Genomic DNA, 19,302 nt, shown 5'->3' on the forward strand with positions numbered 1-19,302 from the left:
AGAGAGCTCAATTAATTGGACCTGGAAGCTTGCCAATTGCAAGACACTTCCGCTATCAAAAAATCCGGAAGATAAAATGATTGCCGATTTTACAGAGAAAGAAGCTCAAATCGCAGATATTGCCATGCAGGACCTAAAATCTCTCATTTTTGATTACAATTTTTTTTCATTAAATATCGCAAAAAAGAATTTCCGTTTTGAATATTCCGCAGATCCTGATAAAATAACTTTTACTTCAGCAGATAGGGTCTTTACCATCCGCTTTCATTTTAAAAATAACCAACTTATTATGGAATATCCGGCAACACCTATTTTTCAAAACATTCTTACATTTGAAAGATCGAAATAATCCTGACCTGATACAATAATATCCTATTCCTCCTGCACAATACGCCGCCACATCCCAAACATCTCCTGTAAATACATCTGACAGCTTAGGGCAAAGGATTTCAAATAAAAAAGAAAGGTATAAAACTGAAGTCAAAACAAATTTCAGATCAGGTTTCCAGTGGTATGCCAGTACTTTATTCATGATCAGTTCTATCAGATAACAATACATGGGAACGGTAATAAAATCAGTGAAATAACCATTGATAACAGGGGGATAAATACCTTGCTGCCTCAGCAGAATGATGATGAGCCAGGCTGCCAGCCCCAGCAAAAACCAATATGAAATCCCTTTTTTCATTACATGTGCAATACTGCCATAATGAAACCAATGATCAGCTGCAGCACCTTTGCCATGATATCCCGGCTACTGTTTTCGTTTTTCTTCTCATTTCTTTCGGCAGCTTCATAATCAAATATTTTTTTACCTTCCATTTTGATCAGATGTTCAGATACAAATATACTAAAATTAGAACAATTGTTCTAATTTTGAAAATATAATTGATCATTCTCTTATATTCTTATATTTGAAAGATGAAAACCAAAGACAAAATTTTGTTTAAAGCACTTGAGCTGTTTAACGAAATAGGCTATACCACAATTACAACCAGGCATATTGCTGCGGATCTCAATATCAGTCCGGGAAACTTGCATTATCATTTCAGGCATTCCGAAGACATTATCAAAATTCTTTTTGCAGAGCTGGTTCTGAAAATGGATGATCTGCTGAACGGTATGAAGAAAAAGGAACTTAAAACCCTGGAAGACCTCTACCGGTTTACGTTTTCAACTTGCGAGATTTTTTATTCTTACCGGTTTATTTTTGTAAATTTTGTGGATATCTTAAAAAAGATTCCTGAAATAAGGTCCCAGTATGAAGAGATCCACGCCAGCAGGAAGGAAGAGTTTCAACTGATCTTTTCAGGTTTTCAAAAGAATAACATTCTCAAAAAAAACGTTCCTGATTTTATTTTGGACGGCCTCATTCAGCAAATTTTCATTATTGCTGATAACTGGCTTACCCACAACAGATTAATATTAAAATTGGATAAAGAAGCTGCTGTACACCATTACACCCTGTTACAGATGAATTTATTTTATCCCTTTCTGAACAAAGAGCAGCAGACCCTGTATGAGCACCATTATATCACCCGCAAATAAAATATGACTATCAGAAAAGGAAATAAAAATGACCTGGCAGAAATGAAGCAGCTTTTTGCAGGAACAATCACTGCTGTCTGTAAAAGGGACTACAGCTGTGAACAGATTGAAGCATGGAAATCAGGTGCTGACAATGAAGAAAGATGGCTGAAGGTTATACAGGACCAGAAGGTTTTGATTGCCCTTTCTGAAAATAAGATCATTGGATTCTGTACACTCCATAAAAATTATATTGATCTCCTGTTTGTACATCAGGATTATCAGCATCAGGGCGTGGCGTTTACCCTCTATACTCAGACAGAAAAGGAAGCGATAAAACAAAAGGAGCAGCAACTGACAGCAGACGTCAGCACAACAGCAAAACCCTTTTTTGAAAAGATGGGCTTTCAGGTGATCAGCCAACAAACTGTAAAGGTAAAAGGTGTCGACCTCATCAATTATAAAATGGAGAAAAACCTGGTATAATCATCAGTATCGTATGCAGGAACTACAGCCGGAATATCATCAATACAGAATTTCAGTCCCGGAGGAATTTGAAAATATATTCACCCATTTTTATTTTGCAGAAAATACTTCTGCCCTTGCCATTACCAAAACATTACTACCGACCTATCAAACGATACTCCTGTTCTGTTTCGGAGAAAAAGCATTCATTTCTACGCTGGAAGGAACAGTAATAACGGTGGATAAATGCATGGTATTAGGACCTGTAAGACAGGCTTTTAACTATACACTTCCTTCTCAAACTTCGATTCTTGTCGCTAATTTTAAAAATGATGCCTTCTTTAGGTTTTTTGGAAGGATTGCTCTTGATAAAACAGCGAGACATCCGGATGAACTGCTGGAAGAAAACTGTTTTACCACACTTTGGCATGAACTTGCTGAAATAAAAGATACTCAAGACCAGGTGGGCCATATCCTTGAATTTTGTACTCCTTACCTTAAAAATCAGGATCATATCAGCCGGCTTTTAAGCTGTCATGAAAATGATCATCTGAATCCGATCAAGATTGTTGCCGAACAAACCCAACAAACGGAAAGAAATATCCAGCGTAAACAGAAAGAACAGTTTGGTTATTCGTTAAAAGAAATTAACCGCTACAACCGTTTTCTGAAAGCAGTCAAAGCAATAGAGGAAGAGATAGAAAAACAGGACAAAGTCACATGGTTTACCATCATTGATCAATGCGGATATTATGATCAGAGCCAGCTCATCCATGACTTCAAACATTTCCTCAACATTTCTCCTGCCCGATATCTGAAATTCCAGCAGGATATCTGCAATCCGAAGTCCGGATAAATAGATTTCGTTTTCTTACAATTTTAAAAATTTCTCCCGCTCTACTTTTGTCTTATCAATTTAAAAAGAGAGCAATGAAACATTTAATTATTTATGCCCATCCAAATGAAAACAGTCTCAATCACAGCATTTTGGATCATGTCCTGAAAACCCTTGAATCCGGGAGCCATGAGACAAGAGTCCGAGATCTTTACCAGATCAACTTCGATCCTGTTTTGTCCCTGTCTGATATGCAGGGGCAGCGCACCGGGAAAGTTTCTGATGACGTAAAACAGGAGCAGGATGCTATTTCATGGGCTGATCAAATTACTTTTATCTATCCCATATGGTGGACGGGTCTTCCTGCCATCATGAAAGGCTATATAGACCGTGTTTTCAGCTACGGCTTTGCCTACTGCTATGATCAGGGTGTACAAAAAAGCCTGCTGAAAGGAAAAAAAGCGGTTATCATCAATACCCACGGAAAATCGCATGATGAATATGAACGGATCGGAATGGATAAAGCCCTTTCCCTTACCTCAGATCATGGTATTTTCACCTACTGCGGTTTTGAAATTATCCAGCATTTCTTTTTTGATAAAGCAGACAGGGCCAGGGCAGAGGATGTGGAAATATGGAAAAAACATATTAAAAACACCTACTGTCAAGGCATTCTTAACAGCTGAAACAGCAGCTCATTATGGCATGGTATTGGCTTTACAATGGATAAGTAAAATTGTTTTGAACCATTATTTTAAACCATTAAGACCGGAGAGATAGTTTAGTTTTTATATAACTTCCTATCTCGTCTCTTAATGGTTTAAATATTGGATTTTTCCGTAAAAAGTTTGTTATATTTGCACTGTATATGAAACATCTCAACAGCATATTGCGTCTTCCTTTCTTCAGTGAGTATTACGCTCCGATCTATTGTTCGGGAAGAATTTCTATAGCTGTACTTCAATAAAATAATCTAACATATATATAGAGCCCGGACAATCGCTGTCCGGGCTTTTTCATTATAAAACCATTCAATATGATCAATTTATTACAGGAAAATGTAGCCATCACCCTGCCTGAAAACGGGTTGGAAGAAAAATTAAAACTGGCTAAAGAAGAAAACAGGAAATTATCTGTCAAATTAGGTTTTGACCCTACTGCTCCGGATCTTCATCTGGGACACGCTGTCGTACTGAAAAAGCTGAAACAGTTTCAGGATCTGGGCCATCAGATCGTTATTGTTGTGGGAAGCTTTACGGCAAGAATCGGAGATCCTACAGGAAAAAACAAAGCAAGAAAACCTTTGAATGCAGAAGAAGTGAAGCATAATGCCCAGACCTATATCAATCAGCTCTCCACAATCATTGATGTAAAAAAGACTAAAATACTGTTCAATTCGGACTGGCTTGATGCGCTTGATTTTTCAGAAGTCATTCAGCTGATGTCAAAAGTGACAGTCGCACAGCTCATGCACAGAAACGACTTCAACAAAAGATTCACGGAAAATACGCCTATTGCCATGCATGAACTGGTATATCCTATTCTTCAGGGATTTGATTCTGTAAAAATTGAATGTGATATTGAAATGGGTGGAACTGATCAGCTTTTCAACTGCACCATGGGACGCCAGCTACAGGAAATGCATGAACTCCCGGCACAGATCGTTATGTGTATGCCTTTATTGAAAGGGCTTGACGGAAAAGAAAAAATGAGTAAATCCCTGAACAACATTATAGGCCTTACAGACGCACCAAATGAAATGTTTGGAAAAACCATGTCTATTCCGGATACGCTGATCAATGAATTCATTGATCTGACCACCGATTTTTCAGCGGAAGAGAAAACAGCATTAAAATCAAAAATGGAAAATGGAGAAAACCCAATGAATATAAAAAAACTGATCGCCAAAAATATCATCGCCCAATACCATGATGAGGTATCGGCAGAAAGTGCAGAACAGTTCTTTACCAGCCAGTTTCAGAATAAAAGCTTTGAAGAGAAAACCTTTGAGCCTGTAAGCCTCACTTCCCTGAACCATTGTGAGCATACAATGAGTTTGACAGAGCTCTGCCATCAACTGAAGAATGACCTCAGCAAATCAGCAGTCCGCAGGTTAATTGAAAGTGGAGGAATACAGGTGAATACAGTCAAAATACTCGCTCCTGATAAAGAAATAGAACTTCTTCCCCAAACCAGGATAAAAATCGGCAAAAGAGCCTTCTTTGAACTGGTATAAAGTAACTGAAGGCCGGAAGATCAAAGTTGGAGAAAATGGAGAAAACCTACACCGAAATAAATAATCTGATGCAGTTGCCGTCAAATGACTGTCTCTATTTCCCGATATCACAATGTCTTCCGGCCTCAAATTCTTATATCCCGGCTTTCAAAAGTCCAAACTTTTCTATTTCCACTCAAGTTAAATTAATATCTTCGTCTTATTAAAAACGAATTTCCAATGAGCTACATCATGGTCGATATCGAATCAGACGGTCCTATTCCCGGAGATTTTTCAATGGTTTGTTTTGGAGCAGTACTCGTCAATGAGAAGCTGGACCAAACATTCTATGGAAAACTGAAGCCTATTTCCGGGAAATTTAATCATGAAGCATTAGCTGTTTCAGGCTTTACCAGGGAAGAAACCATGAATTTTGAAGACCCGGAAAAAGTAATGCTGGATTTTGAAGCATGGATCAAAACAAATTCCAAAGGCAGGCCGATCTTTATCAGTGACAATAATGGTTTTGACTGGATGTTTATCTGCTGGTATTTTCATCATTTTATCGGAAGAAATCCTTTTGGCTATTCATCCAGAAGATTATCTGATCTTTACTGCGGACTGGAAAGGGATACTTTTGCCCAGTGGAAACATCTCCGTACCACAGAACACACCCACCATCCGGTAGATGACGCCAGAGGAAATGCTGAGGTTCTCCTCTATCTGAAAAATGAAATGGGCCTGAAAATTGCACTGAAATAAAAGACTATGAGTGTACATCTGACCTATAAAAAAGCCACTGAAAACGATATTGATTTTCTCCTTGATCTCAGGATGAAAACCATGAATCCCCACTATGCCAGTTCCAATCTTCCTACAGACCGGGAGACGACGCTGAGCAGAATTCTGTATGAATTTGAAAAAGCAAATATTATTTTCCTGGATCAACAGCCTATAGGATTATTAAAAATAAACAGAACCGATGTTACGACAGAAGTTCTTCAGCTTCAGATTGATCCCAGCCAGCAGGGTAAGGGATTAGGGCGGATGATTCTGACGGGGATCCTTGAAGAGGCATCAGCAGCAGGAAAAACAGTATCTTTAAGCGTTTTGAAGACCAACAAGGCACAGCATCTGTATACCAGCCTTGGCTTTACAATCATTGGCGAAGATGAGCATTCTTACTTTATGGAAATGTCACCTTTCTAAAATACAAAAACAGAGATCAATAAGGTTAGGGTAAAGCCAATTGGCCAATTTATTTTTTAGATCAACGAACTAAGGTTTGTTTCTATTGATGAATCTTTCTTTTTCCTTTGTTATCAATATTATTGATTGGCCATTGTCACATAGATCAATCTTCCACCTTCTTCAGCAGACAAAAGTATTTTCTTGCCATCGGTGAGCTCTACCATCGAACCCGGAGGAACTTGTTTCTGTTCTGTGATATCTTTCATATCCGGCAGTCCCTGATTCACCAGCACCCATTTTCCCTGATGAAAAGTGAAGTAACCTACCGGCATTTTATCCTGCATGGTGAGGTTTTCATTTCGGATCACCTTCCGGGATACATGCCATTTAAATAAATACTGGTTATGATACACCATCAGTCTGTGATTTTCAGGTTTCCAAACTTCACCATCAAATTTAAAATACAAGTCCAAAACAGGAAGGCTTCCCTGATGAGGAGTACCGCAAAATGGACATTTGGGATTGCTCGTATTGTCAAAAACGTACCATTTCTCTGTGCACCCGGAATGATGGCAGGGCTGTATCAGATCTACTGTTTTCAGTAAAGCTGCTTCCCATTCATTGGCTGTGGGGCGCCTGATCGGATCATGTAATCCGTCTACAAATGCTTTTTTAAACAAATCAGAAAGGTAGGGTCCAACAATGGTAAAAGGAATATTTTCAGGGTCTCCCCAGAAAGCATCCCACTTTCTAAGCTGGCCGGCCTTTACGTAATTGGTTGTATTTTCCGGATGCTCCACAAACATTGCTTTTTCACCCATCGATATAATTTCGTCTTTTTCAGAATCCAGATCCCATATTTTCCCGCCACGCAGAGGATGCCTCCTCAGAAGATACATATATATCAGAACGGCCAAGGCATGCAGATCCGTTTTTTGATCCGGTAAATGCCTTCCCGGGTCTTTAAGGTCCAGATGTTTTGTCTTTAAAACTTCTGGCGCAATAAAATCTGCCGTTCCGATGACTTCAGGGGAAAATAATCTGGGAACCACCAGCCCGTCTATATCAATGATACAGGCAGACTTTGTAACAGGATCTACTAAAATGTTATTATAGGAAAGATCAGAATGGGCCAATCCCATCTGGTGTAGTTTTTTAACCCCTCTGCTGATATGGATACCGATCTGAAAATAGCTCAGCCAGTCTCCAAGTTCTGCCTGGTCAAGCCGCAACGGATATTGGGGATTTCTGAACATGGGTGCTGTAAACCACTTCCCTACTTTATCTTCTCCCTGAATATTATCGGATCCCACATATCCTTTGGCAAAGAAGAATTTTTTATGATAAACAGGAACTATGATTCCTGTCAGTTTATTTTTTTCAACAATATCACAGGGCCACCTGAATATTTCGTTCAGAAAATAGTCAGATGCATTTCCATTCCGTATGCTTTCCAGATAAGTAGAAACAATTCTCATGATCCGTTCTTTCTGGCCTTCATCCAGCGGATTCCGATAAAAAGCAACCACATATTCTTTATCGGGAGAAAAATATACATCCTTTACTCCACCCCGAATCGGGTTTTCGTCAACATATTCATAAGATTTGGCTGGGTCTAAAACAGAAGCAACCCTTGTGGTCTTTTTCATATTTATTAATAGATTATGGCCAATGTACGGTCATCGTGATTTCCTCTGCTCCAGAAATCAGCCCAGGTCAAAAGCCGGGTATCAATTTCAGTATCGTTGATAAAGTCTACTTTCGATCGGTCATCATTATTTCCGTTCAGATCATTAAAAAATGTTTTCCAGCTTGCCAGGTCCTCCAATTTATTTTCTGTAACAAATTTAGGATCATAGATCCCATCTGTCATTAGGATGAGGTGGGAAAAATCATTCACAAGGGTTATTCCAAAGCGTGATATGATCTGATCATTAAAAATTTCTTTCATGGTTATAAAACGGGTACCGCCGCCAAACTCTCCTACATCCATTAGATTGAGAAGTCTCACTTCTGAAAAGTCTTCGTTGATCAGGATGATCGGGCAGTCTCCTACTCCAAAACTCAGAATGATATATCCAAAGTCAAATTTTTTGGCCAGCGTAAAAATCAGCGTGGTATGCAGATCAGAAATGGAAAGCCCCAGTTCTGATGCTGTTTTATCTAAAGTATGATAAACATACAAAACACTTTCATATAAACATCTTATGATATTTTGTCCCGCTTCATGCTCCATCAACTCTGCGTGTTCAGAACGATATAGGATGCTGATATTTTTCTCAATTTCCTTCAAAATATCCGGTGTACTGAAAAATGTATTCACCGAAACGGCAGCCAATCTGGATCCTTCTCTGGCTGCAGCAGCTGATCCCGCGCCATCGGAAACGGAAACAATACTCCATTCTCCGGGAAGTTCATTCACTGCAAAATCATCGTCCCTGAATTTTCCTTCATGGGCATGAGAGCGGCCTCTTTTAGAAGCAACAACAATTCTTTTATCTAAAAATTTACCTTTATAGGAAGTTTCATCCGGTTTATAAAAATCAGCTTCCCGATCACTTGGAATATTTTTCCACAGATCTTTCGGATCGGCATTGATAAACAACTGCACCTTTTTTACTGCAATGGTATGGACATCTCTGGTATGAAAAAATGCAATATCCAGATCATACATATTATGGGCTGCTGCAATTCCTGATAAGGTATTATTTTCAAAAATAAGCCCGGTTTCCTCAAGATTTTCTATCTTCAGTATCGTTATATTCGGAAATTCTTCCATCTCCAGGCTGAATTCATAAAACTGTTTTGAATTCGCATTCTTCAACACCCAGTGGACTTCTTTAAATTCTTCCCTTTCCTTATCAATAACAGCTTTTTCCATACCTGATGTATTATTATCCTAAGGTTCTGTTGATATCAAACCCTTCACTGGAAAAACCATAATAATCCGATGTTCCGCACCAGGGACATTTATTATATCCTTCTCCCTGCAGGCAATGAATTCCTCCGCAGGAGCAGGTGGCTAGTGCAATAGGGTTGGCACAGTGGGGACAGGAAGTTCCTCCCTGAAGCTCTTCAATGGAAATTTTAAGGTTATTTTTCTGGGAAGAAGAAAGTCTTATATAAGCTTTCTCATCAATTTTATAAGCGCCGTCCAATCTATAGTAGCGGGTAGACATTCCCGGGATTCCTGATGCTGCCAATGTTTTTTTAAACTTCATCAGATACAGCTTCTCCGTTTCTGAACATTTACCGTTTAAAACGACAAAATTATTGTCCGGAAAACGCTGTTCCCTCTCCGGATCTACTTTTTCCAGAATGACAGAATCGATCTTAGACAGATTGATGCCCTCCTTTTTAGCCTCTGTAACACTTTGGCTGGTGGTTTTAATAGAATCTGTCACCCACCGGAAAAACTCTTTATAAGAATTCTCATCCGAGTTATTGAACAGCAAAACATGGTCGGCCAGCGAGCCGAGAAGTTTATAATTGGTATTGTCACCTATGGACACCGCAATCGTATTGGATTTCCCGTTATATTTGGCATTCCATCTTTCAATGGCTTTTGTGGCATCATCGGTAGGAACGCCGTCAGTAAATAAAAAAACAATAGGCTTCCAGTCGCCTTTTCTATCATACGTTGTTCTCACAATATCCCGGTCTATACAATCCATTATTTTGATCAGACCCTGGGATAAGGAAGTGCCACTTCCGATAGGGATCTTCGGCGGATAAAAACTGATAATATCCTGAAGTGGGGTAATGACCTCAGCTTCTCCTGCAAAGCCGATGATGGAGATATATACGGTTTCTAATGAATACGGATCTTTTTTTAAATCTCTTATAATATTGGCGATACCCTCCTGTACCTGCTCAATAGGTTCTCCTACCATAGATTCGGAGATGTCTACTAAAAAATAAATCGGAAGTCGTCTCATAAGTGTAAAGACAATTTTTTAAATAATAATATTAAGTTCTGATGGTGGCGGTGGCAGTGTTATATTTTCTCCTGTACTTTGGGATTGTCCGCCCTGGGTAATTGAAGAACTTACCCATTTAAAGAAGGAAGAAAGGGTAATGGCATCTGTAGTATCGAGTTTCACCACGTGATCGGTCAGCTCCTTAAGAAAGTCTTCATCAGCTTTGGGGCCTGCCGCACAGCCTACGATTGCTCCCAGATCAAGTCCTTTGATGACCGGAATCATCTGCCTGTACTTCTGAATATCCGAAGGTTTACCGTCCGTAAATATAAAAAGAAGGGGCTGCCAGTCTCCTTTTGTATCAGCAGTTCCTTTTACCCTGTCTCTCTGAATCAGCGCTGCCACCATTTCCAATGCAGCTCCTGTATGGGTGGGTCCACTATCCGGGCAGGTAATTTCCGTGGGATAAAAACGCGCCAGATCAATTAAGGGAATCGTATTTCTGACCTCTCTATCGAAAGTAATGACACTTAAATGAAGACTGTCCATCGCCTGCGGATCTGCCCGGAGCATACTGATAAGCCCGTTGAATCCGTTATTAAGTGCCTGAATAGGTTCCCCATTCATGGAACCCGAAGTATCCAATAAAAAGTATGCTAATAATCTTCTATCCATGATAAGACATGTATTAATTCTGAAGCCGGCAGGGAAGTTTTCAACTTCCCTGCCGGCTTATATGTTGAATAAAAATGTAAAGTTTAGTGGGTGTATGCGTACTGCTGTCTCAGAATATCGATAAAGTTATCGGTATGGTGCGGCTCTCCTACAGCACGGAATTTCCAGTCTCCCTGATGACGGTAGGCTTCTGCAAAAACCATGGCACACATTCCGTTCATGCTTGAGTCTCCGGATAAACTGTATTTTGTAATTTCCTTTCCTGAAGCATCTACGGCACGAATAAATGCATTCTCAATCATTCCGAAGTGCTGATTATTGCTTCTTCCCTGATAGATCGTAACAAGGAATACTATTTTCTGGTAGCTTTGATCCAGCTGGTCCAGCTTAACGATGATCTGCTCATCATCTCCATCCCCGGCACCGGTTCTGTTATCTCCTGTAAGCCAAACATTTCCGCTTGGATGCTGCATGGAATTAAAGAACACCACATCTCCCTGGTAAAACCCCATCTGCCTTCCGTCATTGGTCTGAACCGTTCTTCCAAGGTTGGCTACCTTTCCGTTTCCATCTAAAAGAAATGCAACGGCATCAAGATCGTATTCGGCTTCTTTATTGAATAGTTTTCCGAAAAATCCGCCTTGTTTTCTCACGTCCCATCCCAGACCGATTGTTACTTTCGAAAGGTCGTAAACACTTTCTCCACGGTCATTCTTTCTTAAATCAATCGTCTGACCTTTCTGTAAATTAATTGCCATAGTTATTATTTTGTGTCATTTGATAATTTATTTAATGATCTGTCCTTTATAATATTTTTCCAGGAAGAACCCCAGGTCTGCCCTGTAGCCTATCCCCGAAGCTTCAAATTTCCAGCTTCCGTTTCTTTTATAAAGTCTTCCAAACTCCACCCCTGTCTCAATGGAGAAATCTTCATCCAGTTCATATTTGGCAATTTCCTGCCCGGTATTATTATCCACTACCCTGATGTATGAGTTTCTCACCTGCCCGAAGTTTTGTCTTCTTCTTTCAAAATCCTCTATCGTTACCACAAAAAGAATTTCTTCCACTTTGGAATCTACTTTTTCAAGATCTATGACAATGGCTTCATCATCGTCCCCATCACTATTTTTACCATTAGGATCATCACCTGTATGGGTTAATGCACCGTCCGGCGACTGTAAATTATTATAAAAAACAAAATATTCTTCTCCTACTAATTTTCTATCGGAATCAATCATAATGGCAGAAGCATCAAGGTCAAAATCATACCCTGTTCCTTCATTGGGGTCCCAGCCTAATCCTATTGTCATTTTAGTCAGCCCTAATTCAATCTTTTGTCCTTTCTGTAAATTAATTGCCATAATGTTTCTATTAATTATTTTTTTGCATTAAGATAAATTTGATTTATGAATTGACCAAATTTATTTATAAAAATTAATCCGTTTTCCCTTCATATCATAGAATTCTATCAAAAAAAGTCCAATTTTTCAATTGGACTTTAAAAAAATATAATCTTATTAATTTCGTTCTTAAAAATTTTTATCTGCAATAGCCGTATTTCTTGCCTTCGCCAGCATGGGAATAGAAATAAGCCCCATTACCAGCATAATAACGATCTGAAGCGGCAGCGAGATAAACGAATAGGTAAGTCCCATTTCACCTCCCAGCTCAGCATTTTTTCCCATTGAAATAAAAAGGGCCATAAAGCCGTATTTCATCGCCAGATTATAGGCTCCAATTCCTCCACTGGCAGGAATGATCATCCCTAATGTACCTACTACAATAATGAAAAAACCGTCCGCCATTGTAAATCCTGAAGTTTCAGGAAGTGCAAAGCATACGAGGTAGGCTGCAAAATAATAGGAAATCCAGATTCCCAATGTATAGACGATGAACTTCCCTTTCTGTTTTAATTTAAAAATAGTGGTTAGTCCCTGAAAGATCCCGTCTATGAAATTCACTACTTTTCCCAAGAAAGGAACGCCTGCCAGTTTCTTTTTAAATACAAAAAACAAAACAGTACCGCCCGCCAGGATCAGAAGAACGAATAAAATTTTATTAGGATTGATATGCACTCCGGAATTTTCATAAAAAGACAGAATGGCATCGTATTTAAACAGTAATGTCAGTCCCAGAAAGCCAAGCATACATATAAGATCTACTACTCTTTCAAGAATGATGGTTCCAAAAGATTGGTCTACCGGTACTTTTTCCACACCATATAAGGCCGTTGCTCTGGCCAGCTCTCCACTTCTGGGAATGGTAAGGTTCATAAGATATCCAAATGATATGGACCAGAGCGCATTGGAGTTGGAAATATGGTGTCCCATAGGTTCCAGCATCAGGTTCCAGCGAATAGCCCTGAACCAGTAGGCCAGAATACCAAATCCGGCGGCAAAGAGCACCCAAAGGTAATTGGCTTTAGCCAGTGATTTCTGAATGACTTTAAAATCCAGTCCCTTTAAAGCAAGCCATAAAAAAAAGCCTGCAAAAGCAAGCGATATTACCAGTGTAAGTATTGACTTTAAAGGACTTTTTGATGTTTTCTCCATGAATTAGGTAAGAAGATTTGTTTTTTCGTCCGGGAAAACGATTTTAGGCTGAAAATCTTTAGCTTCTTCAGGAGTCATCTGGGCATAAGCAATGATGATAATGATATCATCTTTCTGTACTTTCCTTGCAGCCGGTCCATTCAGACATACTTCCCCTGATTTTCTTTTCCCTTTGATAACATAGGTATCAAAACGTTCCCCGTTATTCACATTCACGATGTAGACTCTTTCTCCCACTACCAGCCCGGCAGCTTCTATAAGATCTTCATCTATCGTTATACTCCCAATATAATTAAGGTCTGAGGCTGTAACTCTTACCCTATGGATCTTAGACTTGAAAACTTCTATTAACATACTGCAAATTTATTAATAAAAATTAATAAAACATAGGTCTCTGATCATTTTAAAACTCCCACAAACACAGGTGTTTATTTTTATAAAACATAAAAAAAATGAATTTTGCTTATAGAATCAATAAACATATCCTCAAAAAGGTCAATACTTGATATGCAATTTAGGATTTAATAAATGTAGGAAATAATATTAACTTTTTGCTAAAGTCAATACACATAAGCATTTGGCATGATTTTAGTAACGCGTAACGTAGATTTTTCGTGGAAACCCGAATTATCATATTTTAACTATTTTCACTGAAACGTAAAAAAATTATATAAGTTTTAATAAAAAAATTGCACAATTAGAAAATAGTATTATATTTGCTATAATTACGAACTAACTTTAATATTAAAAATTATGAACAAGTCTGAATTAATCGACGCAATCGCAAAAGATGCAGGTATCACTAAAGTTGCAGCTAAAGCTTCTTTAGAATCTTTCATTTCTAACGTAACTTCTACTTTAAAGAAAAAAGACGGAAAAGTTTCTTTAGTAGGATTCGGTACTTTCTCAGTAGCTGAGAGAGCAGCTAGACAAGGTATTAACCCTGCCACTAAGAAACCAATTAAAATTGCTGCTAAAAAAGTTGCTAAATTCAAGGCTGGAGCTGATTTATCAAATGCAGTTTCTGGTGCTAAGAAAAAATAATCATTCAGATTACAAAAAATTTAAGGGCTGTTTCTGAGAAACAGCCCTTTTTTTGGTGGCTTTGAAAAGCTTCAGTATACTAACAGTTAAGAGAATATCAGGTTTTGGCTACGCCTTTCAGACTTGTAAAGCCATAACATGTATACAACATCTCCACTTCTACGATGGGCAGCCAGAAACAAACCCTAATTTCAGGTCTCTCAATTTCCGGTTTTTACATTATGGTGCTAATCTCGAAATTTTCCAGTCCAGATCTTCCAACTGATAGATAATTCTGTCATGAAGCCGGTTGGGTCTGCCCTGCCAGAATTCAATCTCATAGGGTTTCGCAATGTATCCGCCCCAATTGACCGGTCTTGAAACCTCCTTGTCTTCATATTCTTTTTCCAGTTCTTTCAACTTTTCTTCTAAGAACTCTCTGTCCGGAATTACCTGGCTCTGCGGAGACACTGCTGCCCCAAGCTGGCTTCCCTTCGGCCTTGAATGAAAATAGCCATCGCTTAAGTTTCCAGCAATTTTCTCCAGATCGGCTTTTATAATGATCTGCCTTTCCAGATTGGGCCAGAAAAAATGAAGACAGGCTTTATGATTGTTTTCTATTGCTTTTCCTTTTCTGCTGTCGTAGTTGGTATAAAAAATAAATCCTTCATGAGTATAGGCTTTCAGCAATACCATTCTTGTCCTTGGGCAGCCATCTTCTTCTAGCGTAGAAACGGCCATGGCATTGGCTTCAGAGATGGCCGGGCTCTCACTTGCCTCCAAAAACCAGTCTCTAAACTGCTCGATTGGATTTTGTTTTACCTCACTTTCAATAAGTTGGGATTTCTCGTACACTTTTCTTTTATCGTGCAGGTTTTCCATAAATATTTTTTATTAAATTTGAGTATGAATCACTCATACAAAGGTAAAATATTAATCTCGACACCTGACATTTCCGGCGATATTTTTTCAAGATCGGTGGTATTGGTTATTGAACATAATGAAGGCGGTGCATTTGGTTTGATATTGAATAAAAAGAACAGCCAGATGAGTAGTAAATTCAAAGATTTTTTTGATTTTAAAATTGAAGTATATGACGGCGGTCCTGTGGAAAATGATAAAGTCTTCTTTATTGTGAAAGGGCCAAAGGTAACTGACATCTTTACTGACATCACCGATGAGTTTTACCTGACAGAAGACATTGAACACATCATCAATGCAGTACTGAGTAATGAACTAGATATTCACAGTGTCAAAATCTTTTCAGGATATTCGGGATGGGCCCCTAATCAGCTGGATACTGAGGTTCAAAGAAAAATGTGGACAGTAGTAGACGTTTACAATCTTGATTATACACTTCCCAACGATCAGACCTTATGGAAGTCCATCATGCAAAACCTGGGTGGTGAATTTTTGCTTTGGGCCAACTCTCCTGAAGACATATCACTGAATTAATAACATACCGGTCAAATCCTTATCTATATTTAACAAATTTTAATATTACGTTAACTAATTTTTAAAAAAGTTTTTACGTTATTTGAAAAACCAAAAATCACTGAAAATGAAAGGAATTCAATTATTTGCTTTATCCATCTTTTCTGCAGCATTTTTTTCATTCACTCCCCACGACAAAAAATATATTGTCATAGATGCAGGTCATGGCGGAAATGATTCAGGGGCTGTATACGGCCGGTTTTCTGAGAAGGATATTTCATTGAGTATCGCCAGGGAAATTCAGAAGATCAGTGAAAAGCAGGGCAAATTTGAAGTGGTTTTAACAAGAAATTCTGACACTTACCCCAACCTTTCCGAAAGAACATCCCAAATCAACAGTTTGAATCCGGAAATGGTCATTTCACTCCATGTTAACCGATCTCCTCAAGAGGAAACCACGCAGCAGGGAACTGAAATTTTCGTTCAAAATTCTGAGAGCTCAAAAATCCTGGCTGAAAAAATCTCTAAAAAATTTGATGCAGTTAAAATTGAAGATCGTAATCTTCACATGTTAAGAGAAACCAAAGCACCTGCAGTATTGGTAGAATTGGGATTCATTAATAACAGAAAAGACCGGGAATATTTAACCAGTGAAAAGGGACAGAAAGAAATCGCACAAAAATTCGTTGATATCTTCAATGAGTATTAAATAAAAAACAATTTCTGATATATTCAGAATAAAACCCGGTAAAGGACTGCTCAAATTTGTTGTTTACCGGGTTTGTCAATTTTTAATTAAAACTTTTCTTCCAGTTTTCCACAAGTTCTGTGAAACGACTGTTTTCAAAAGTCTTATTTCTTATTTTACCTACAGAAAATATGCCTTTCTCATCAGAAATCATTAAAATTTCTTCGGCTTTCTGAGATTCAAATGCTATAATCTCGTGTTCCTGGACATCCGCAAGGTTATTTTTATGTAAGTAAGTCACGAAGTTTTCCATCAGAGGAGAAATGTATGCCCCTTCCGACTGCTTTGGAACTTTAATACTATCACCTTCCAAAAACAAAAGATTCCCGGAAGTGGAACGTGCAATCCTTTTATTGGGATTCAGAAGAATTACATCATCCAGATCATTTTCCTGGGCATAAATTCCGCCATAAATATTTTCCGGACAATGAACCCTGATATTGCTTAGCAGGTTGTTATTAACATTAATCTCTTTTATCAGATCCAATTCCAGCAGTTTTTCGTGAACACCCAGAACATCTTCCATTTCTACTACCTCATAGAAATAAGAAACTGAAGATTTTGCTAACGTCAGTTCATCATTGTTTCTGAAAACCTGGAAATTAATAATTCCGTGCTGAATTCCTTTACCTTCGATCATCTCCTTTTGAAAAAGTGTCTGAAAAAATTCCAGTGTATAGGTCAAAGGGATATTCATTCTCATCTTCCTCATGGAAGCCATCAGGAAAAAGTAGCATTCTTCGTCCATGAGTAATCCACCGTTTCTCACGAAGAAAGAAACCTTCACTGTATCGCCCCAAAGAAAGGCTCTGTTCTTTACATTTAATGTATCAGATGTAAGATATTGATTTTCCAATTTTTGATGTGATTTATTTATAAAAAAATAATGAACGATAAATCGTTCATCAGTTTTATCATGTCATACAGTCCGGTATTATGCCGCACCTAATTTTATTCTGAGATTTTCAATAAGATTTTCCCAATACATTGCGTTTTCTTCTTCATCTCCTTCTTCACAGAAATCTGTTATATTCAGAGCTAGATCTTCTGTAATATCATCTATTGTGATAGTCATTTCAAAGAAATTTTTAGTTCCTTCATCTTCCTCCCATCTGAAACGCACGAAACCTTCAGGCTTATATCTGATCAAAGTGGCCTTTTCGGCAGGTCCTCCGCCCCAGCTAAAAAAGAAATCATCGCCTTTCTCTGTTACCTCATCCGCAAACCATTCAGACAACCCCTCTGCCGTCGCCAGATATTCATATAAAATCTCTGATAAACAATGCATTGGAAATTCGTAATGGACTTTATGTTTCGCCATATAATCTTTGTTTTTATCGTCCCGCAATATATAAATTAATTTTTTTATTACACAAAAAAGCAATTACTTTTTTATAGAATCTGTATGATATTTATCAGAGATCTCAAATCAATATTATGTTAAATAAAACCCCTTACAACTACCATGTAAAGCATAAAAAAATCTCTCCGTTTTTGGAGAGACCTTTTATTTAATTTTCATTCAGTATATCCAGTATGATCTGACAGCCCTGTCTGATTTCATCCATTGATAATGTAAGGGGTGGAGAAATTCTCAGGTATTCATTTCTGTATAACTGCCAGAAAACAATAAGGCCGTTTTCCATACATTTCTTAGCTACTTCCAAGGTATATTCCGGAGACCCAAGGTTGACTGCGAGCATTAATCCTTTTCCGTTAATATTTTTAATTTTTGGGTGTACCAGAAGTTCTCTGAATAGTTTTTCCTTTTCGTCCACCTCATTCATAAGGCCGCTTTCCAGCACTTCTTTCAGTGTGGCATGACTCGCCGCTGCAATCAGCGGATTTCCTCCAAAGGTAGTAATATGCCCCAGTTTTGGAGAATGCGCTAAGGTTTCCATAATTTTTTTGGAGCTCATAAACGCACCAACAGGAACACCACCGCCCATGCCTTTTCCCATCACCAGGATATCAGGAACGATTCCGAAATGTTCAAATGAGAATAGTTTTCCGGTTCTTCCGAATCCCGGCTGAATTTCATCAAGGATTAACAGAGCGCCTACTTCTTCACATCTTCTCTTCAGCCTGATCAGGTAGCCGTCATCAGGAACCAGAAATCCTGCGGCACCCTGGATGGTTTCAAGAATAACACAAGCCGTTTTTTCAGTAATCTTTTCGAATTCAGCTTCATTATTGAATTCGATAAAAGAAATCATTGGCAGCAACGGACGGAATTCTCTTTTGTGGGTTTCATTTCCTGAAACACTTAAAGCTCCATGGGTATTTCCATGATAAGAATTTTTAAAGGAAATGATCTCTTCTCTTCCTGTATATCTTTTGGCAAGCTTTAAACTTCCGTCAATAGCTTCTGCACCGCTGTTCACAAGATAAGTTACCTCTAATGGATCCGGAGTGGCTTCTGCCAGCAGTTTACACAATGCAATAGGTTTTTCCTGCGCATATTCACCGTATACCATTACATGAAGGTATTTGTCCGCCTGCTCTTTAATAGCGCTGACTACTTTAGGATGTGAATGTCCTAAGGTATTGGCAGAAACTCCCGCTACAAAGTCAAGGTATTTTTTTCCATCCGTCCCATAGATGTAGCTGCCAACAGCTTTATCCACTTCAAAACCTGCAGCAAATTTTGTGGTTTGTGCCTGATATATAAAAAAGTCTTTTTGCATTTCCATCGTCTCAAAAAATTTTAGCAAAGC

24 protein-coding genes are annotated in these 19,302 nt (G+C 38.4%); 10 read left to right on the forward strand and 14 right to left on the reverse strand.

The window, feature by feature from the left end:
- Nucleotides 1-235: 235 nt before the first annotated feature.
- Nucleotides 236-688, reverse strand: a complete 453-nt coding sequence (locus tag MUW56_RS05410) for a hypothetical protein (RefSeq protein ID WP_292012231.1) — start codon at nt 686-688, stop codon at nt 236-238.
- Nucleotides 688-822, reverse strand: coding sequence for a hypothetical protein (locus tag MUW56_RS05415; RefSeq protein WP_292012232.1), 135 nt, complete (start codon nt 820-822; stop codon nt 688-690). The genes MUW56_RS05410 and MUW56_RS05415 overlap by 1 nt, the downstream gene beginning before the upstream one ends.
- A 99-nt stretch (nt 823-921) precedes the next feature.
- Here MUW56_RS05415 and MUW56_RS05420 point away from each other — a divergent pair, with 99 nt between their 5' ends.
- The 7 genes from MUW56_RS05420 (at nt 922) to MUW56_RS05450 (ending at nt 6,251) form a co-directional block, all read left to right on the forward strand.
- A complete protein-coding gene (locus tag MUW56_RS05420; protein WP_292012233.1) occupies nt 922-1,548 on the forward strand; it encodes a TetR/AcrR family transcriptional regulator in 627 nt (208 codons plus the stop codon).
- A gap of 3 nt (nt 1,549-1,551) precedes the next feature.
- Entirely contained in the window at nt 1,552-2,013 is a 462-nt protein-coding gene (locus MUW56_RS05425) for a GNAT family N-acetyltransferase (RefSeq protein ID WP_292012234.1), read from the forward strand.
- A gap of 13 nt (nt 2,014-2,026) precedes the next feature.
- Nucleotides 2,027-2,848, forward strand: a complete 822-nt coding sequence (locus tag MUW56_RS05430) for an AraC family transcriptional regulator (RefSeq protein WP_292012235.1) — start codon at nt 2,027-2,029, stop codon at nt 2,846-2,848.
- Between the two features lie 74 nt (nt 2,849-2,922).
- Entirely contained in the window at nt 2,923-3,513 is a 591-nt protein-coding gene (locus MUW56_RS05435) for an NAD(P)H-dependent oxidoreductase (RefSeq protein ID WP_292012236.1), read from the forward strand.
- 350 nt (nt 3,514-3,863) lie between these two features.
- The gene (tyrS, locus tag MUW56_RS05440; RefSeq protein ID WP_292012237.1) at nt 3,864-5,063 is read left to right on the forward strand and encodes a tyrosine--tRNA ligase; all 1,200 of its coding nucleotides are present in this window, start codon (nt 3,864-3,866) and stop codon (nt 5,061-5,063) included.
- 219 nt (nt 5,064-5,282) lie between these two features.
- On the forward strand, nt 5,283-5,804 hold the full coding sequence (locus MUW56_RS05445) for a 3'-5' exoribonuclease (RefSeq protein WP_292012238.1): 522 nt from the start codon (nt 5,283-5,285) through the stop codon (nt 5,802-5,804).
- Nucleotides 5,805-5,810: 6 nt separating this feature from the next.
- Nucleotides 5,811-6,251, forward strand: a complete 441-nt coding sequence (locus MUW56_RS05450; RefSeq protein WP_292012239.1) for an N-acetyltransferase — start codon at nt 5,811-5,813, stop codon at nt 6,249-6,251.
- A 119-nt stretch (nt 6,252-6,370) separates the two neighbouring features.
- Here MUW56_RS05450 and MUW56_RS05455 read toward each other — a convergent pair whose 3' ends face one another.
- From MUW56_RS05455 to panD, 8 genes are all read right to left on the reverse strand, one after another.
- Nucleotides 6,371-7,882 (reverse strand): kinase, encoded by a 1,512-nt coding sequence (locus MUW56_RS05455; protein ID WP_292012240.1) that lies wholly within the window; start codon nt 7,880-7,882, stop codon nt 6,371-6,373.
- A 5-nt stretch (nt 7,883-7,887) separates the two neighbouring features.
- Nucleotides 7,888-9,114, reverse strand: a complete 1,227-nt coding sequence (locus tag MUW56_RS05460; RefSeq protein ID WP_292012241.1) for a protein phosphatase 2C domain-containing protein — start codon at nt 9,112-9,114, stop codon at nt 7,888-7,890.
- Between the two features lie 13 nt (nt 9,115-9,127).
- Nucleotides 9,128-10,171: a TerY-C metal binding domain-containing protein gene (locus tag MUW56_RS05465; protein ID WP_292012242.1), complete on the reverse strand. Its 1,044-nt coding sequence runs from the start codon at nt 10,169-10,171 to the stop codon at nt 9,128-9,130.
- An 18-nt stretch (nt 10,172-10,189) separates the two neighbouring features.
- Entirely contained in the window at nt 10,190-10,828 is a 639-nt protein-coding gene (locus MUW56_RS05470; protein ID WP_292012243.1) for a VWA domain-containing protein, read from the reverse strand.
- A gap of 83 nt (nt 10,829-10,911) precedes the next feature.
- Nucleotides 10,912-11,586 (reverse strand): TerD family protein, encoded by a 675-nt coding sequence (locus tag MUW56_RS05475; RefSeq protein ID WP_292012244.1) that lies wholly within the window; start codon nt 11,584-11,586, stop codon nt 10,912-10,914.
- Nucleotides 11,587-11,613: 27 nt separating this feature from the next.
- The gene (locus tag MUW56_RS05480; RefSeq protein WP_292012245.1) at nt 11,614-12,189 is read right to left on the reverse strand and encodes a TerD family protein; all 576 of its coding nucleotides are present in this window, start codon (nt 12,187-12,189) and stop codon (nt 11,614-11,616) included.
- Between the two features lie 168 nt (nt 12,190-12,357).
- The gene (locus MUW56_RS05485; RefSeq protein WP_292012246.1) at nt 12,358-13,380 is read right to left on the reverse strand and encodes a lysylphosphatidylglycerol synthase transmembrane domain-containing protein; all 1,023 of its coding nucleotides are present in this window, start codon (nt 13,378-13,380) and stop codon (nt 12,358-12,360) included.
- A 3-nt stretch (nt 13,381-13,383) separates the two neighbouring features.
- Nucleotides 13,384-13,734, reverse strand: coding sequence for an aspartate 1-decarboxylase (gene panD, locus MUW56_RS05490; protein WP_002976902.1), 351 nt, complete (start codon nt 13,732-13,734; stop codon nt 13,384-13,386).
- Nucleotides 13,735-14,133: 399 nt separating this feature from the next.
- On the opposite strand from panD, the gene MUW56_RS05495 reads away from it, so the two are divergent.
- A complete protein-coding gene (locus MUW56_RS05495; protein WP_292012247.1) occupies nt 14,134-14,424 on the forward strand; it encodes an HU family DNA-binding protein in 291 nt (96 codons plus the stop codon).
- A 219-nt stretch (nt 14,425-14,643) separates the two neighbouring features.
- On the opposite strand, the gene pdxH is transcribed toward MUW56_RS05495, so the two are convergent.
- Nucleotides 14,644-15,285 carry a pyridoxamine 5'-phosphate oxidase gene (gene pdxH, locus MUW56_RS05500; RefSeq protein WP_292012248.1) on the reverse strand — a complete coding sequence of 214 codons (642 nt, stop codon included), beginning with the start codon at nt 15,283-15,285 and terminating at the stop codon, nt 14,644-14,646.
- Nucleotides 15,286-15,309: 24 nt separating this feature from the next.
- Between pdxH and MUW56_RS05505 the strand changes: the two genes are divergently transcribed.
- Nucleotides 15,310-15,858 carry a YqgE/AlgH family protein gene (locus MUW56_RS05505; RefSeq protein ID WP_292012249.1) on the forward strand — a complete coding sequence of 183 codons (549 nt, stop codon included), beginning with the start codon at nt 15,310-15,312 and terminating at the stop codon, nt 15,856-15,858.
- 106 nt (nt 15,859-15,964) lie between these two features.
- Nucleotides 15,965-16,546: an N-acetylmuramoyl-L-alanine amidase gene (locus MUW56_RS05510; RefSeq protein ID WP_292012250.1), complete on the forward strand. Its 582-nt coding sequence runs from the start codon at nt 15,965-15,967 to the stop codon at nt 16,544-16,546.
- 82 nt (nt 16,547-16,628) lie between these two features.
- Here the strand turns inward: MUW56_RS05510 and MUW56_RS05515 are convergent, their stop codons facing one another.
- From MUW56_RS05515 to MUW56_RS05525, 3 genes are all read right to left on the reverse strand, one after another.
- On the reverse strand, nt 16,629-17,441 hold the full coding sequence (locus MUW56_RS05515) for an aminotransferase class IV (protein ID WP_292012251.1): 813 nt from the start codon (nt 17,439-17,441) through the stop codon (nt 16,629-16,631).
- A 78-nt stretch (nt 17,442-17,519) separates the two neighbouring features.
- A complete protein-coding gene (locus MUW56_RS05520; protein WP_034696870.1) occupies nt 17,520-17,906 on the reverse strand; it encodes an START-like domain-containing protein in 387 nt (128 codons plus the stop codon).
- Nucleotides 17,907-18,096: 190 nt separating this feature from the next.
- Complete coding sequence (locus MUW56_RS05525) at nt 18,097-19,272, reverse strand: aspartate aminotransferase family protein (protein WP_292015382.1); 1,176 nt, start codon at nt 19,270-19,272, stop codon at nt 18,097-18,099.
- Between the last annotated feature and the right edge of the window lie 30 nt (nt 19,273-19,302).

Origin of the sequence: Chryseobacterium sp. (assembly GCF_022869225.1) — a bacterium.
Taxonomy (GTDB): domain Bacteria; phylum Bacteroidota; class Bacteroidia; order Flavobacteriales; family Weeksellaceae; genus Chryseobacterium.